The 13,711-nt window shown below is 46.1% G+C and carries 13 protein-coding genes; 4 read left to right on the forward strand and 9 right to left on the reverse strand.

Annotated features, from left to right (window positions below; translation table 11 throughout):
- Positions 1–245: 245 nt before the first annotated feature.
- The 4 genes from QT996_RS17415 to QT996_RS17430 all read right to left on the reverse strand — a co-directional run bounded on the left by QT996_RS17415 (position 246) and on the right by QT996_RS17430 (position 3,602).
- Positions 246–560, reverse strand: a complete 315-nt coding sequence (locus tag QT996_RS17415; protein ID WP_333047963.1) for a hypothetical protein — start codon at positions 558–560, stop codon at positions 246–248.
- Between the two features lie 179 nt (positions 561–739).
- Positions 740–2,230: an MlaD family protein gene (locus tag QT996_RS17420; RefSeq protein WP_333047964.1), complete on the reverse strand. Its 1,491-nt coding sequence runs from the start codon at positions 2,228–2,230 to the stop codon at positions 740–742.
- Between the two features lie 369 nt (positions 2,231–2,599).
- Positions 2,600–2,764 (reverse strand): four helix bundle protein, encoded by a 165-nt coding sequence (locus QT996_RS17425; RefSeq protein ID WP_333047965.1) that lies wholly within the window; start codon positions 2,762–2,764, stop codon positions 2,600–2,602.
- A 55-nt stretch (positions 2,765–2,819) separates the two neighbouring features.
- Entirely contained in the window at positions 2,820–3,602 is a 783-nt protein-coding gene (locus QT996_RS17430; protein WP_333047966.1) for an ATP-binding cassette domain-containing protein, read from the reverse strand.
- 164 nt (positions 3,603–3,766) lie between these two features.
- Between QT996_RS17430 and QT996_RS17435 the strand changes: the two genes are divergently transcribed.
- Complete coding sequence (locus QT996_RS17435; protein WP_333047967.1) at positions 3,767–5,167, forward strand: gluconeogenesis factor YvcK family protein; 1,401 nt, start codon at positions 3,767–3,769, stop codon at positions 5,165–5,167.
- 69 nt (positions 5,168–5,236) lie between these two features.
- Positions 5,237–5,686: a tRNA (adenosine(37)-N6)-threonylcarbamoyltransferase complex ATPase subunit type 1 TsaE gene (gene tsaE, locus QT996_RS17440; RefSeq protein ID WP_333047968.1), complete on the forward strand. Its 450-nt coding sequence runs from the start codon at positions 5,237–5,239 to the stop codon at positions 5,684–5,686.
- Positions 5,687–5,702: 16 nt separating this feature from the next.
- On the opposite strand, the gene QT996_RS17445 is transcribed toward tsaE, so the two are convergent.
- From QT996_RS17445 to QT996_RS17455, 3 genes are all read right to left on the reverse strand, one after another.
- Positions 5,703–6,044: a DUF5615 family PIN-like protein gene (locus QT996_RS17445; RefSeq protein WP_333047969.1), complete on the reverse strand. Its 342-nt coding sequence runs from the start codon at positions 6,042–6,044 to the stop codon at positions 5,703–5,705.
- Positions 6,045–6,047: 3 nt separating this feature from the next.
- Positions 6,048–6,374: a DUF433 domain-containing protein gene (locus QT996_RS17450; RefSeq protein WP_333047970.1), complete on the reverse strand. Its 327-nt coding sequence runs from the start codon at positions 6,372–6,374 to the stop codon at positions 6,048–6,050.
- A 61-nt stretch (positions 6,375–6,435) separates the two neighbouring features.
- Entirely contained in the window at positions 6,436–7,758 is a 1,323-nt protein-coding gene (locus tag QT996_RS17455; protein ID WP_333047971.1) for a dihydroorotase, read from the reverse strand.
- 89 nt (positions 7,759–7,847) lie between these two features.
- Between QT996_RS17455 and lepB the strand changes: the two genes are divergently transcribed.
- Positions 7,848–8,456, forward strand: a complete 609-nt coding sequence (gene lepB, locus QT996_RS17460; protein WP_333047972.1) for a signal peptidase I — start codon at positions 7,848–7,850, stop codon at positions 8,454–8,456.
- A 175-nt stretch (positions 8,457–8,631) separates the two neighbouring features.
- On the opposite strand, the gene QT996_RS17465 is transcribed toward lepB, so the two are convergent.
- Both QT996_RS17465 and QT996_RS17470 read right to left on the reverse strand, forming a co-directional pair.
- Positions 8,632–10,167, reverse strand: coding sequence for a peptide ligase PGM1-related protein (locus QT996_RS17465; protein ID WP_333047973.1), 1,536 nt, complete (start codon positions 10,165–10,167; stop codon positions 8,632–8,634).
- 249 nt (positions 10,168–10,416) lie between these two features.
- The gene (locus tag QT996_RS17470; RefSeq protein WP_333047974.1) at positions 10,417–12,033 is read right to left on the reverse strand and encodes a glycosyltransferase family 39 protein; all 1,617 of its coding nucleotides are present in this window, start codon (positions 12,031–12,033) and stop codon (positions 10,417–10,419) included.
- A gap of 319 nt (positions 12,034–12,352) precedes the next feature.
- On the opposite strand from QT996_RS17470, the gene recA reads away from it, so the two are divergent.
- Complete coding sequence (recA, locus tag QT996_RS17475; protein ID WP_333047975.1) at positions 12,353–13,507, forward strand: recombinase RecA; 1,155 nt, start codon at positions 12,353–12,355, stop codon at positions 13,505–13,507.
- Positions 13,508–13,711 lie beyond the last annotated feature (204 nt).

Consider the following 13,711-nt stretch of genomic DNA (forward strand, 5'->3'; position numbering starts at 1 on the left):
CGCAATGAACAATGACTATATGATGCAAATTCTCAAGTGCTTTTGTCAAGGCTGATTGAGATGCTCTTACCCTGGAGTCTGTACACTTCCAACACTCCCGATTTTGGTTCAAAAATTACATAAATCGGTACTTGCAAAATTCGCTCATAAAACCGCCATTTGCCGTAAGGATATGTCGGTTTATTTTAATATTCCCTGCCGTCTGTATCCGATAAAAATTCCATCACTACGGCAGGTACTTCTCCCTAAGCATTGCGCGTATAACTGCGGCGAACTTCTCCTTGTTCTGCGGGCAATACCGAGGGAACGTACACCCAATCTGGGGCTTTTACTACTATTTTGTCGTTGACTTTGGCACACAGTCCAAAATTGGAAGCTATTAGCATTGAAGCGAGGATAAATCCTGCGAGAGCCAAGGCTTCTCGCAGGGCGGCAGCTAAAAGTGGTTGGTCGATATTTTCCACAGGCTCGTCTGGTAATTTAAAGTCATCTGGCAATTTTCCCCAACTTATATTATACTGGCTTTTGATTGCGTCCGGTTTCGATAATGTGTGCGTCATCGTTTTTCCTTTTCTTATAAAAAAATTTTTGTTAATAACATTTGGACACTAACTTTAAGACCGGGTTGCGAAAGGTGTACCTTATGAATTAGCTGTAATCGGGTTGCGCTTTTTGCATCTTACTAACTAGATTATAGCGCGAATTTTGTGCAATTGCAGTTATTTTATGATACCCTGTTTTAAGGGGTATTTACGGGAGCAACTGGTTCTGCTGACCTTGCAGTTGGAGAAGCTATAACAGGCAATTTTTTCTGTTTTTGCAAGCTAGGAAATCCCGGGTCTACTGATTGATTGCTGGCAGATGTACTCACATTTACTTTCTCAGAAAGGGGAGCTAATGTTTGAGTGACTTTAACTTGCTGTCGTAGTTGTTCTGTCGAACCCAGTAAGCCTCCTAATCCGTTAAACAACCTGCGAATGTTGTTGCGGAAAGCTGGATCTCCCGTTAAATCATCCACGTCGGAAGTAATTTTCTGCACGTTCTGAAATGTAGCTCGTGCAGAATCTAGAGTTTGTTGCAATAATAGCAAAGTGGCCGGATTGTTTACCTGGCTGGATAAATCTCGCAAACTACCAGAAGCTTGGGCAGCATTCGCTGATAAAACTTCTAAATTGTTCAGCAATTGTCCTTGGTTGATGCGATTAACGGTCGGACTCAAACTGCTGACAGCTACCCGCAGTTCCTGACTGCTTTGATTGATGTTATTCAGAGTGGAGACTAAACTGGCGCGGTTGGTTGTTACTAAGGAATTGAGTTGGTTGGCTGTTAATGTAACTTGATTGGCTGCTTGAGTTACTGAATTAGCAGAATTTATCGCAGCCGCAGATACGGATTTTGTGGAAGCGTCCGCCGTATCTGCAACTTTAGAAACATCAGCAGCAACTCCTGATATTTCCCCTTTTATCGATTTATTTAAACTGCTCGCTTCTCCCTTTAAGGATTGATTTAAGCTGCTTGCTTCTCCTTTTAAGGATTGATTTAAATTGGCTATTTCGGTTTTTACAGATTGATTTAAACTCCGAATATCTCCCCTGACAGATTGATTTAAAGTTTTTATTTCGGTTTGGGCAGTTTGAGTTAAACTCGATAAATCTTGAGTGAGTTTAGCTGCACCTTTAGCTGTGTTGGCTGTATTCTCGGCAAGAGATTTAATATTGTTGAACAGCACCGGGTCGGTGTAGAAATTAGCCAGGCGGACTGTGGATCGAATAAGTTCGTCGATAGTGACCCCAGCTTGACCTTTTAAGCGCGAATTGTTGCAGATAATCTCAGGGGGACAGTCGGCACTAACGGGATTGGCGGTAAGTAACGATTCTGGCAAAATCGAGTTGGGGGTAATGTCGATAGACGATTCGCCAATTAAACCGGATTTATTCGCTTCGATCGTAACATCGCGGGGAATCACTAAAGTACCGGGCGCAATCTCCAGCATCACGTCTACGCCATTGGAACCCGGTTTGAGGGCGGTAATTTTACCGACTGCAACCCCGCGATACCTGATGGGTGTGCCTATTTGCATTCCCTGGGCGCTGCCAAATTCTACGGCGAATTTGTAGTTGCGGTTGCCTACCTGCACGCCCCGCAGCCAGAGCACTAAGCCGCCAAATAAACCGATTCCTACTAAAATTAAGAACCCGACAGAACCTTCTCTTACAGTTCGCGATCGCATATTACCTCCTTACTTATTGTCATTGGTCATTAGTCATGAGTCATGAGTCATTAGTTATTAGTTATTGGTTATTAGTCATTGGTCGTCATTTTTAGGGATGACCCGATAGATTGTAGGTATGAGTTTAATTGAGGGGCTAAGTCATTAATGATTGCTGTGAATGTATTTACTTGTTGAACGGTTAAAACTTTTCGAGTGTAAGCTCGTCTCAACCAGTGTTGAGTTTCATAAGCTGTTCAGCATTTAAATTTTTTGCCTGAAAGCCAGGGTGCAAGCAGTCTAGGCTTCAAAAATCCCAATTTAAATGCGTATCAGCTTATAAAGAACCTCTAGCTATCTTGACAAAGCGTCATAACTGCCTCGTCGCACTCATTCTGCTATGTTAGCACCGACGCTATCGGCTGAACGGACAATTTGTTTGCCGATCGTATCTTTGGCAAATGGCTCCCAAGTCTTAACAGTTTGCCAAATTTCATCTGCTAGTCGTTCTGATAATTTATAAACTCGCAATTCCTGAAAACTTTTTGTTGCCATATTACCCTCGACCTTAATGACTAATGACTCATGACTAATGACTCATGACTAATGACTATCCAAGCGCTTGAATTGGCCCAGTAACACTGCCGCTAAAAAATTGTCTGATCAGTAAATTATCTGTCGATGCAATGTCATTGACAGTTCCCTCCCACTGCACTTTGCCTCGATAGAGAAACACGATGCGATCGGCAGTGCGACGGATGGTACTGTCTTGGTGAGTGACGATCGCATAAGTGCTGCAAACACCTTGGGCCACCTGCAAGTCGCGGATTAAATCTTCAATTACCGTCGAAGCGATCGGATCTAAACCCGCCGTCGGTTCGTCGTATAGCAAAACCTCTGGATTATCCCTGTCATTATCCGGATTCGCCATGATAGCGCGGGCAAAACTTACCCGCTTCCTCATTCCCCCAGACAACTGCGCCGGATAGCGTTCGCCAATTCGTGGCAAACCCACCATCTCCAACTTTTCCTCCACCAATTCCCGAATGCGGCGGCGCGGCAGCTTAGAATGCTGGTAAAGTAAAAAACCGACATTCTCCTCCACCGTCAGCGAATCAAACAAAGCCGCTTGCTGAAACACCATCCCAATTCCGATCGGATCGGCCACGTCGTCTACCCATCCGACCCTGCGCTGTCCCTGAACGAAAACCTCACCGGCATCCGGGGCCAACAAACCCGCAATTATCCGCAAAATAGTAGATTTCCCCGTGCCCGAAGGGCCAATAATTGCCAGGGCTTCTCCCCGATAAATCCTCAGATCGACTCGATCGAGGATCGGGTTCTGGCCGAAGGACTTACTTACCCCCTTGAGTTCGATTAGCGGCTCAGCCATAAGATGTTATCCATAAGTTGTCAGTCCTCAGTCATCAGTCTACCTAATGACTCATGACTCATGACTAATAACTAATTACTTCAATTGACTGCCACAATCAAAACTCTCTTGTATTGTAAATTTGTCAGATCGAGCTGTTCCCATACCCTTAAGACTAATTAACCATGTCAATTAGTTCACTTCCTAAAGCCCTCCGCGTCTTGGCTAAAGCCAAGCAGGTTTTTGCCAGTTCCAGAAATCCTTACCCCCCTTCTTTGCGGAACGGGCGAGTTCACCAGTGGTTTAAGTGGTTAGCCCCCGGACTTTTAGTGAAACGGTGGCTGCTGATCAGTGCCAGCGGCGTGGTACTTGCCACTTTGGGTTTAGCAATTTGGACTGGGATGACTCCCATTTTCTTCTTATTGCAATTGTTGAGAAATTTTTTGGCGTGGATTGCGGAAGTTATTCCCAATTACGTGTCGGGGCCGATCATCATTGCTGGCGGGATTTTGTTAATTCTGTGGGGTCAAACTCGCAGTTTGAACTCTATTACTCAAGTGCTGATGCCGGAAGGGAATGAGGAATTGGTCGATCGACTCCTCAACCACCGCCGCTTGCACCGCGGGCCGAAAATTGTGGCACTTGGGGGCGGAACAGGCCTTTCTAATTTGCTGAGGGGATTGAAGGATTATAGTGCCAAAATCACGGCTATTGTCACGGTGGCCGATGATGGGGGGTCTTCCGGGCGGCTGCGCCGGGAAATTGGGGTATTGCCGCCCGGAGACATTCGCAATTGTTTGGCGGCTTTGGCAGATGAGGAAAAGTTATTGACTGAGTTATTTCAATATCGCTTTCAAGCCGGTGATGGTTTGATGGGTCACAGTTTTGGGAATTTGTTTTTGACGGCGATGAGCGATATTGCTGGAGATTTGGAACAGGCGATCGCCGCGAGTTCTAAGGTTTTAGCGGTGAGGGGAGAGGTGCTACCAGCTACTCTGAGCGACGTGTCTTTGTGGGCAGAACTGGCTGACGGCCGGAGGATTGAGGGGGAGTCCAGCATTACAAAAGCTAACGGAAAAATCCTCAAAATAGGCTGCACTCCTGCTAATCCTCCGGCGTTACCTAGGGCTGTGGAAGGTCTTCGGGAAGCGGATTTTATTATTATTGGGCCCGGGAGTCTTTATACGAGTGTCATTCCGAATTTGTTGGTGCCGGAAATTGCTGATGCGATCGCCAACAGCGAAGTTCCGCGCATTTATGTGTGCAATATTATGACTCAGCCGGGGGAAACTGACGGATACAGTGTTGCAGACCACATTCGGGCGATCGATCGCGCTTGTGGCCGGCCGCTGTTCGATGCTGTAGTCGTTCAAGGAAAAGTCCCTTCTGCAAAAGCTTTGATCCGCTATTCTCAGGAGAATTCTTATCCGGTTGTACTCGATCGCGAAGCTGTAACGCAATTGGGGCGGCGAATTGTCATCGCAAATGTGATGGATGAAGATAAAAATACGGGTTTAATTCGCCACAATTCTCAAAGGTTGGCGGGAATGTTGCTGCGTTGGTACGGCCGCGCCCAGAACATTTAAGCTGGTAACTGTTGACTGCTGATTGTTGACTGTTGACTAATGACTAATGACTAATGACTAATGATTAATATGATACTTTCACTTCCAGATGCTGAAGCTACGCGCAAGTTGGGTTTTGCGTTAGGTCGATCGCTTCCTGCCGGCACAGTCATCTTATTAAAAGGAGACTTGGGTACTGGCAAAACTACCTTAGTTCAAGGTATCGCTGAAGGTTTAGGAATCTCAGACTCGATCGAAAGTCCTACTTTCACGCTGATTAACGAGTATTTTACAGGGCGAATTCCGCTTTATCATCTAGATTTGTATCGACTGGAACCCGAAGAAGCCGAGGCTTTGCACTTAGAAAGTTATTGGGACGGATTAGAAAGGGATTTGGGAATTGTGGCGATCGAATGGGCGGAAAGATTGCAGTACAAACCAGAAAAATATTTGCAAATTTCTTTAAGTTATCTCGATAACGGGCGGCAAGCTGAAGTGATTGGTAATAGCGAGTTATGGGATTGGCAATGGGAAAAGTGAGAAAGGGCGATCGAACTTACTGTGGCGGGCGGTTGACTCGAATCAATTTACCGCTCAAATTTTCCTCACCCGCAATAGCATTATTGATGCGTGTTGCCAACATTTCTACGTTCCGATCTTTCGTACAAACAATAATACCAGTGGGGTCGGGCTGTCGCTTATGCAGTCCGATGAAGTCAAACCGATTTAATGTCAAAACAGCTCGATCTTTGCTTATAGCAAATGCTAGCACCTCTGGATCTGGAATCCCAAGTCCTGCTTTTCCTGCTTCCTGAACAGTCAAGATATTGTGACCAAAAGCGCGCAGCAATTGGACGACTGGCAAAGGAAATTGTTCGTCTGCATATAAATTTAGCATGACTCAGGCTTCCTCATTCTTGCAGATTGCTTCTTCGATTTCCTCCAGATGTGCATCAGCATAAGTCCAAACATTGACTAGATCGGCAGCGCTTAGATGGGGATAAAATTGTAGAAGTTCAGAATCGCTTGAACCTTCACGGCGAAAACTTTCAAGCAGCCAAACGGGGATGCGAGTTTTGGCAATGCAAGCATCGCCACCACACACATCGGGAGTTTTCGTAATTCCTGGCCAGCTATTGTTTAAACTTTGGGTTAAAAGCCGAATGGCTTCAGCTTTCTCAGTCGGAGTTAAGGCCAGGAGTTGTGTTTCTAGTTCTTGGAGAAGCATGGGTAAAATCGCCTTTGCGATGCAGGAATACCCACTTATAACACTTGAGTTAAATTGATGCTTAATCAGCGTCAAATCTCAAGGCTTCTCCCCTCACATTTGTATCCAATTTACCATTCTCAAAAACAACTTTTCCTCCAACAACAGTCACAACTGGCCATCCAGTCAAACTCCAACCTTCAAAGGAACTCCAGCCGCACTTGCTCGCCATCTCTGCGCCGACCACGGGGCGGTAGTTCTCCAAATCAACTAAGACTAAATCGGCGTCAAAACCCGGAGCAATCGCCCCTTTGTTGGGAATGTTATAAGCCTTAGCGACTGCCGCCGACATCCAATTAGCAACTTGCGCCACTGTACATCTTCCCTCTACTGCTTGCGTCAGCATCAATGGCAAAGAAGTTTCGACTCCCGGCATTCCCGACGGCGTATTTGGATAATCTTGAGCTTTTTCTGCTAAGGTGTGCGGCGCGTGGTCGGTGGCGATAAAATCAATTACGCCGTCGAGTAAAGCTTGCCAAAGTATTTCGTTATCGCGGGGCTCGCGCAAAGGCGGATTCATCTGAGCTAAACTGCCAATTTTTTGATAGGCGCTGGTATTTAACAACAAATGCTGCGGCGTAACTTCTGCTGTCACCCAACTCGGTTTTTCCTGGCGCAACAACTCCGCTTCATCCCCAGTTGAAAGGTGCAGAATGTGCAGGCGCCGCTGATATTTATTAGAAAGTTTTAATGCTAGCTGAGTTGCCAATAAAGCTGCTTGATTGTCTTGAATTTGCGAGTGCACGGCAACATCGGAAATCCCGGCAAATTCCTGACGCCTCTGGTTGATTCTAGCTTGGTCTTCTGCGTGCACGGCAATTAGTCGATCGCCTTTGGCAAAAATCGCCTCTAAAGTTGCTTCTCCATCCACCAACAACTGCCCGTGCATCGAACCCATAAACACCTTAATTCCCGGAGTCGGATTCGCAGTCAACAAATCCGGCAAATTCTCGGGCGTTGCACCAATAAAAAAGCCGTAGTTCACCAAACACTTATCGGCAGCGCGACTTAGTTTATCATCTAAGGCAGCTTGGGTTGTAGTCAGAGGTCGCGTATTCGGCATTTCCAGAAACGATGTCACGCCGCCTTTAGCGCAAGCACAGCTAGCGGTAAATAAGTCTTCCTTGTGTTCTAAACCCGGTTCCCGGAAGTGTACCTGGGGATCAATTACTCCGGGTAACAGAGTTAAGCCTTTCGCATCTATTTCTCGATCGCCCGATTCGACAATTTCAGCAGCAACTTTGACAATTTGGCCCTCGCAGATTTGCACATCTCCTACCAAAAATTCACCATTGGGCAGAAGAATGCGAGCGCGACGGATTAACAAACTTGATTTGGGAGTCATAATATATCATTAATTGAGTAGACAGCGTGCTAGCATGGAAACATTATTAAGTCTATAATTTGTATCCAGCTCAGTCACTACAATACCCTATGACTCGTCTAGACAAGTCAGCCGACGAAAAACCTCCGCAAGACACCGAAAATCCTTGGATCGAAGGAATTAAGACGATCGGCTTAGCAGCATTTTTAGCGTTTGGTATCCGCACCCTGGTTGCCGAAGCACGCTACATTCCCACCGGCTCGATGCTCCCAACCTTACAAATTAACGATCGATTAATTATAGATAAGGTGAGCTATCGATTCCAAGACCCCCACCGAGGAGATATTATCGTATTTATGCCTCCTGACCCGGCTAGTTTGTGCACGGGACAGCCACCGCCGATCAAAGATGCCTACATCAAGCGAGTGATTGGACTGCCGGGGGATACTGTGGAAGTCAAAGAGGGAAAAGTTTTTATCAACAAGCAGCCGCTACAGGAAAAGTATATTGAAGAAATTCCGAATTATCCCTACGGGCCTGTAGTTGTAGCTAAAAATTCTTACTTGGTGCTCGGCGACAACCGCAACGCAAGCTGTGACAGCCATTATTGGGGCTTTGTGCCCAAGCCAAATATCATCGGTAGGGCAATTGTGCGTTTTTGGCCGCTCAACCGCACAGGCTCGATCGACCCCACGCCCCTTTATCCCGCTAAAAATTAGCTCTAACGGAAGGAAGAAGGAAGAAGGCCAATTCAATAATAGCAATGGTTTGGGTGATTAAGAACATCCTAATCCTCTTGCCCGTTGCTATACAAAACGCGAGGGATATTAGATCTCCGACTTCTTCAAGAAGCCGGGGATCTAAGCTGACGGGATCAAATCTAAAATCTAAAATCTAAAACCTAAAATCGCCTGACGTTTCGCGATCGAGCACTTTCACAACTTTGTTGTACATATCCTCTGCTTCTTGCTGCGAATTGCCGATACTCGTCACTCCCAATTTGCCAAACTCCGACAAACAACCCATTAAATGAAACACACTGCCCGTCTCTGTACCGCTGTCAAAGTGCAGTTGATTGTCAGCAATAATATCCATCAAATCGTTCGGTAATAACCCCCGATAGCGCTCTTTTTTCAAGTTGTCCGAAGCGACATAATATTTCGGACGGCCCTGCTGGCTGTAAAATAATCCTGTCGAACGTTCGTACCGACCATTTGTTAACAGCTTCAGCGCCATAAACGGATGAGTTGTGCCTCCTTTCCGCAAGTTAATTTCTATTGCTTGCATATCCCATTTCCCATCGGATTGCTTTACAGCGAGAAAATCTACTCCAAATCTCTCTAAAGCCCCTTTTTTAGCTAAGTTTTGCCCCACTTTCCATCCCAATTCTTGCAACGCCAGCCGATAAGATTCGTCCGCCGGAAATCGGCAACCCAAGAAAATTTGACCGTCTGGGCCTCCTAAAATTTGGTCGTGAGTGGAGAGGATTTCTACTTCGCCGCTGGGAATAATTCTGCCTTGAACACTGGGCGAGAACTTTTCTTCTCCTTCGATAAATGCTTCGGCAATTGCCCCTAATTCGGGAATGCGGCTGCTAAAATTTTCCCAGGTTTCGCCTGTGGATTGAAAGCGCAAATTATGGAAGCAATCCCCAATTGCCTTGGCTCTTTCTTGAGGCGCTTTACTTGCCAGGGAACGCAGATCTAGAATTGCATTTCCTTCCCCCGAAAAACCTTCATTTAACTTAATTACTATCCGCTGCAAATCCGGTTGCCGTTCCCACAATTGAGCGGCAGCTTCTGCTAAATCTTCGGCATTCCAAACCAACTCGGAACCGTCAGGATAAGGCACGCCACATTCTTGGAAAATTTGCCTGCTGCCGCTTTTTGTTCCCCAGTACAACAGATCGGGATCGCTGGCCCACAAAGGAATCCCCAATTTAACAGATAACTCGCGTTCTAAAGGCGTCGAGTTATAACAAACCATATAAGATTTTGTCGGCCGTACTGCTTGACGAATGCGCTCCATCAAGCGAGGGCGCTCTAAAATTTTCTGGGTGAGGGATTTGGCAGAAGCATCGTAAGCACTGAACAGCAAAAGCCGATCGCGCGCGTGAGAAAATGGAATTCCTGGCAGCAATTGCAGGTAATAATCCACAATCATCGGGTGCAAGGGTTCGGAGGTAATGTAAATTAAGCGCGTGCGGGGATTTCGCAGGCGAATCAATGAAAATAAATGCCGCTCTTCGTAGTGGTAAGCACCCTCAACTTTCTGCATTTCTTGCTGATCTAAGCTGACCGAAGGAATTATAATAATGTCACAATCTCCGCTGTCGAATTCTTCGAGCCCTCGCCAACGTTCACGTAACTCTGTCTGAAGATTGCGAAATTGCTGTGCGGATTCGGAAGATGAATTATTTAACTCTTGCATTGCGTTTAATCCTAAGTATTCAAATAATTATTGCTGATGCTGTCGGGTGTGTCAGCCCAGATACTTGAGACAACTCAAACAGTTTTTTCTGACTACAATCCTCAATCTTATACCAATTATTAAAAGTCAAAGCGAACATTAGGGGCACGGCAATGCCGTATCCCTAATCCCCGCGCCGGACACGGCATTGCCATGTCCCTACAGATGCTTACGTACAATCTATCTGTATCACTACTTTTCATAATTGCTCTAAGAAGCTCGTCGCACTCGAAAAAGTCTGGCATACTCCAATATTGGCTCTAAGCGGCGTTGATTTTGCTTGAGTGCCGATCGCAATTTTTCCGAAGGGCGGAACACTAGGGGAGCCGAATATTTGTTCAGCATCTCGATTTCGGGCGACTGGCTCATCAGCATCAGCCGCACGTCTTTGTCGAGCAAATAACTCAGAGAAAGCAAATCTCCCATGTTCGTAAAATCGTTGCCGCGATCGCTAATTACAATTGTATCTTTAATTGATCGGTTAGCTATCGCCTCTTTGTTAATAATTTTCGCAACTTCAGCATTAAAATAGCTCAAGTCTTTGCTCCACCAAGTATCAGAAAAAGCGCTAACTGTACAGGAGGCTACACTAGCTGTAAATACCAAGGCTAAAATGACTTGCCAAAACCGCTGCTGAGTTTTCAGGTAACAGGCGAGCAAGTAAGCAACTGCTAGCTGCACTCCCGGAAAGCAGGAAATCAGATAACGGCTGACGGCAGAACGTTTGCCACCTAGGATTAGATCCGGTAATGCCAGTATCAAAAAAGGTACAAAAATTGATGTTAAAATAAACAGCCAAGTTGAACTACTAGCCCGGCGGCAGATTTGGTAAAGTGCTGCCATAATTAACAGCAAAGATGGCAATCTCAGCAGATAAGTCAAGATATTATCAAACCCGAAGTCGCAGTCAAAAAATAAGGCGGTAAAGCTGAGAGTCCACAATTTGACTAGATACAGCCAACCGGGAGATACTCGCGTCCAATCAGTCGTAGAGGAGGCACGTTCCAGGTTGGTTGCTAGCACGTAAATCCACGGGATATACAATATTAAAGCTGCTGTTACTGCTAAGAAAAATTGGGAATTAGTTACGTGACCTCGCAATTTTGTTTTTCGGACAAACAACCAGTAAGCAATTATAAAAACTCCGTGTCCGATGAGTGTTAAACTGAAGAAAGGGTGAGTGTAGAAACCAAGGGCGATCGCCAGCGAGTAAAATACCCAATTTTGCCAGCCCCGCAACCGCACTGCTCTCAGCAGCAGCCAACTGCTGCCAATAACTGTGGCTGTCAGCAAACTGTACTGCCTTGCTGTCTGAGCAAACAATATGTCAAAAGGAGATAATGCCAAAAGTGCTGTTGCTAATAACGCCGCCAAATTCGAGGCGAAAAGTTCCTGAGCTAACAGGTACATCAAAGGCAACGACAGCAAACTCAATAGTGCTGGCAAACTGCGGGATGCTGTTAGAGAACTGCCAAATTGCTGCATCCACCAACGAGCCATGAGAAAGTATAAAGGCGGATGCTGCGGGTCTTCTAGTGCTAAAGAACGAATTGTGTCTGCTTCTGTACTTCCCGGTTTAATCCGCTGATATTTTTGCAATTCGGGTGCGGGAACAATCCGGTTTTGGAATAGTTCGTCGTCAATTTCTTGGCGGGTGAAACCAGCGGCGCGGATTGATGTGTAAACTTCGTCGTGCCAGTACAGTTTGCGATCGATCTCAAAAAACCGAAATCCGATACCAAGTAAAATGCCGATCGCCAATAAGTTCATCAGCCAGCGGGAATTTTTGGTATTAACAGATGTGTCTTGATGTGTTGTAGATCCCATGCTTGTCCTAATTGTGGCGATTCCGTCGGGGATAGCTACGCTTCACGGAATTTGGAACTGTAGACAATCATTAAACCTCACTCCGATCGCGATCGATACCAACTACATCTCCTAACAGACAATAATTCTACCCTCTGCCGGATGCCGAATACCTTCTAGATTAGAGCCTGCTGAAAGCTGGCTCAGGCTGAACCACCCCCAAAATCAAGAATCTTCAGCCAGATCCTCCCAGAACCTCCAGACCCCAAAAATAACTGCTAACATACGTGTTGTACAGTTAATCAACAAGCTCCGCAAGGGGTCTACCCGCGTACCGCAAATGGCAAAAAAAGAAGCGTCTATAAAAACTTCCACTGAAAACTCAGAAAAGCAAAAAGCTCTAACTTCCGTACTCTCCCAAATCGAGCGCAGCTTTGGCAAAGGGGCGATCGTCCGATTGGGAGACTCCACTCGCATGAGGGTAGAAACCATTCCCACCGGAGCCCTGACACTAGACATTGCTTTGGGCGGCGGTTTGCCAAAAGGTCGAGTCATTGAAATTTACGGCCCGGAAAGTTCCGGTAAAACCACTCTAGCCCTCCACGCGATCGCCGAAGTCCAAAAATCCGGCGGTATCGCAGCCTTTGTCGATGCCGAACACGCCCTCGATCCCACCTACGCCTCAGCTTTAGGCGTCGATATTGAAAATCTCTTAGTTTCCCAGCCGGATACCGGCGAAATGGCCCTGGAAATTGTCGATCAACTCGTCCGTTCCGTCGCCGTCGATATCGTAGTAATTGACTCCGTAGCCGCCCTCGTCCCCCGCGCCGAAATTGAAGGCGACATGGGCGACTCTCACATGGGTTTGCAAGCCCGATTGATGAGTCAAGCTTTGCGGAAAATCACCGGCAATATCGGCAAATCCGGCTGTACCGTCATCTTCCTCAACCAATTGCGGCAGAAAATCGGCATAACTTACGGCAACCCGGAAACAACAACCGGCGGCAACGCACTCAAATTCTACGCCAGCGTACGGCTCGACATTCGCCGCATTCAAAGCTTGAAAAAAGGTACCGAAGAATACGGCAACCGCACGAAAGTTAAAGTTGCTAAAAATAAAGTTGCTCCGCCTTTCCGCATTGCCGAATTTGACATCGTATTTGGCAAAGGCATTTCTACTTTAGGCTGTCTAACTGACTTGGCAGACGAAATGGGAGTAATTCTGAAAAAAGGTTCTTGGTATAGCTACAACGGAGAGAACATAGCTCAAGGACGAGACAAAGTGATCCAGCACATGGAGAAAAACATCGATTTCAAAAATGAAATTGAGGAGCTAGTTAAAAAGAAACTTGAGACTGGTGCTGTGGTTTCTGCTAATTCTGTCGCTCCTGTTGAGGTAGATGATGTAGATGATGTAGATGATGTAGATGATGTAGATGATGTAGATGGCGTAGATGATGTAGATGATGTAGATGGTTTGGACGAAGAAATCTAAATTTTTTAGTCCTCAATTATTACTCGTTTACTCGTTTTACTCGTTACCAGGCGGCAGCGAAAGTAACGCTCAACAGCGACCTAGAGCCTCGAATTTAATTTTCGCTCGGCTTCGGCTCTTGGTCGCTTACAGGGGTTAAGAGGCACAGTCAGTAAACCAGTAACACAGCCTGGGAACCAGTAAAACCAGTAAATTATGCTTCGG

The organism is Microcoleus sp. S13C4 (genome assembly GCF_036700865.1).
Taxonomy (GTDB): Bacteria; Cyanobacteriota; Cyanobacteriia; order Cyanobacteriales; family Microcoleaceae; genus Microcoleus.

Coding starts and splice junctions, on each gene's coding strand:
- QT996_RS17415 (WP_333047963.1), bottom strand. CDS start 560: ATGACGCACACATTATCGAAACCGGACGCAATCAAAAGCCAGTATAAT.
- QT996_RS17420 (WP_333047964.1), bottom strand. CDS start 2,230: ATGCGATCGCGAACTGTAAGAGAAGGTTCTGTCGGGTTCTTAATTTTA.
- QT996_RS17425 (WP_333047965.1), bottom strand. CDS start 2,764: ATGGCAACAAAAAGTTTTCAGGAATTGCGAGTTTATAAATTATCAGAA.
- QT996_RS17430 (WP_333047966.1), bottom strand. CDS start 3,602: ATGGCTGAGCCGCTAATCGAACTCAAGGGGGTAAGTAAGTCCTTCGGC.
- QT996_RS17435 (WP_333047967.1), top strand. CDS start 3,767: ATGTCAATTAGTTCACTTCCTAAAGCCCTCCGCGTCTTGGCTAAAGCC.
- tsaE (WP_333047968.1), top strand. CDS start 5,237: ATGATACTTTCACTTCCAGATGCTGAAGCTACGCGCAAGTTGGGTTTT.
- QT996_RS17445 (WP_333047969.1), bottom strand. CDS start 6,044: ATGCTAAATTTATATGCAGACGAACAATTTCCTTTGCCAGTCGTCCAA.
- QT996_RS17450 (WP_333047970.1), bottom strand. CDS start 6,374: ATGCTTCTCCAAGAACTAGAAACACAACTCCTGGCCTTAACTCCGACT.
- QT996_RS17455 (WP_333047971.1), bottom strand. CDS start 7,758: ATGACTCCCAAATCAAGTTTGTTAATCCGTCGCGCTCGCATTCTTCTG.
- lepB (WP_333047972.1), top strand. CDS start 7,848: ATGACTCGTCTAGACAAGTCAGCCGACGAAAAACCTCCGCAAGACACC.
- QT996_RS17465 (WP_333047973.1), bottom strand. CDS start 10,167: ATGCAAGAGTTAAATAATTCATCTTCCGAATCCGCACAGCAATTTCGC.
- QT996_RS17470 (WP_333047974.1), bottom strand. CDS start 12,033: ATGGGATCTACAACACATCAAGACACATCTGTTAATACCAAAAATTCC.
- recA (WP_333047975.1), top strand. CDS start 12,353: ATGGCAAAAAAAGAAGCGTCTATAAAAACTTCCACTGAAAACTCAGAA.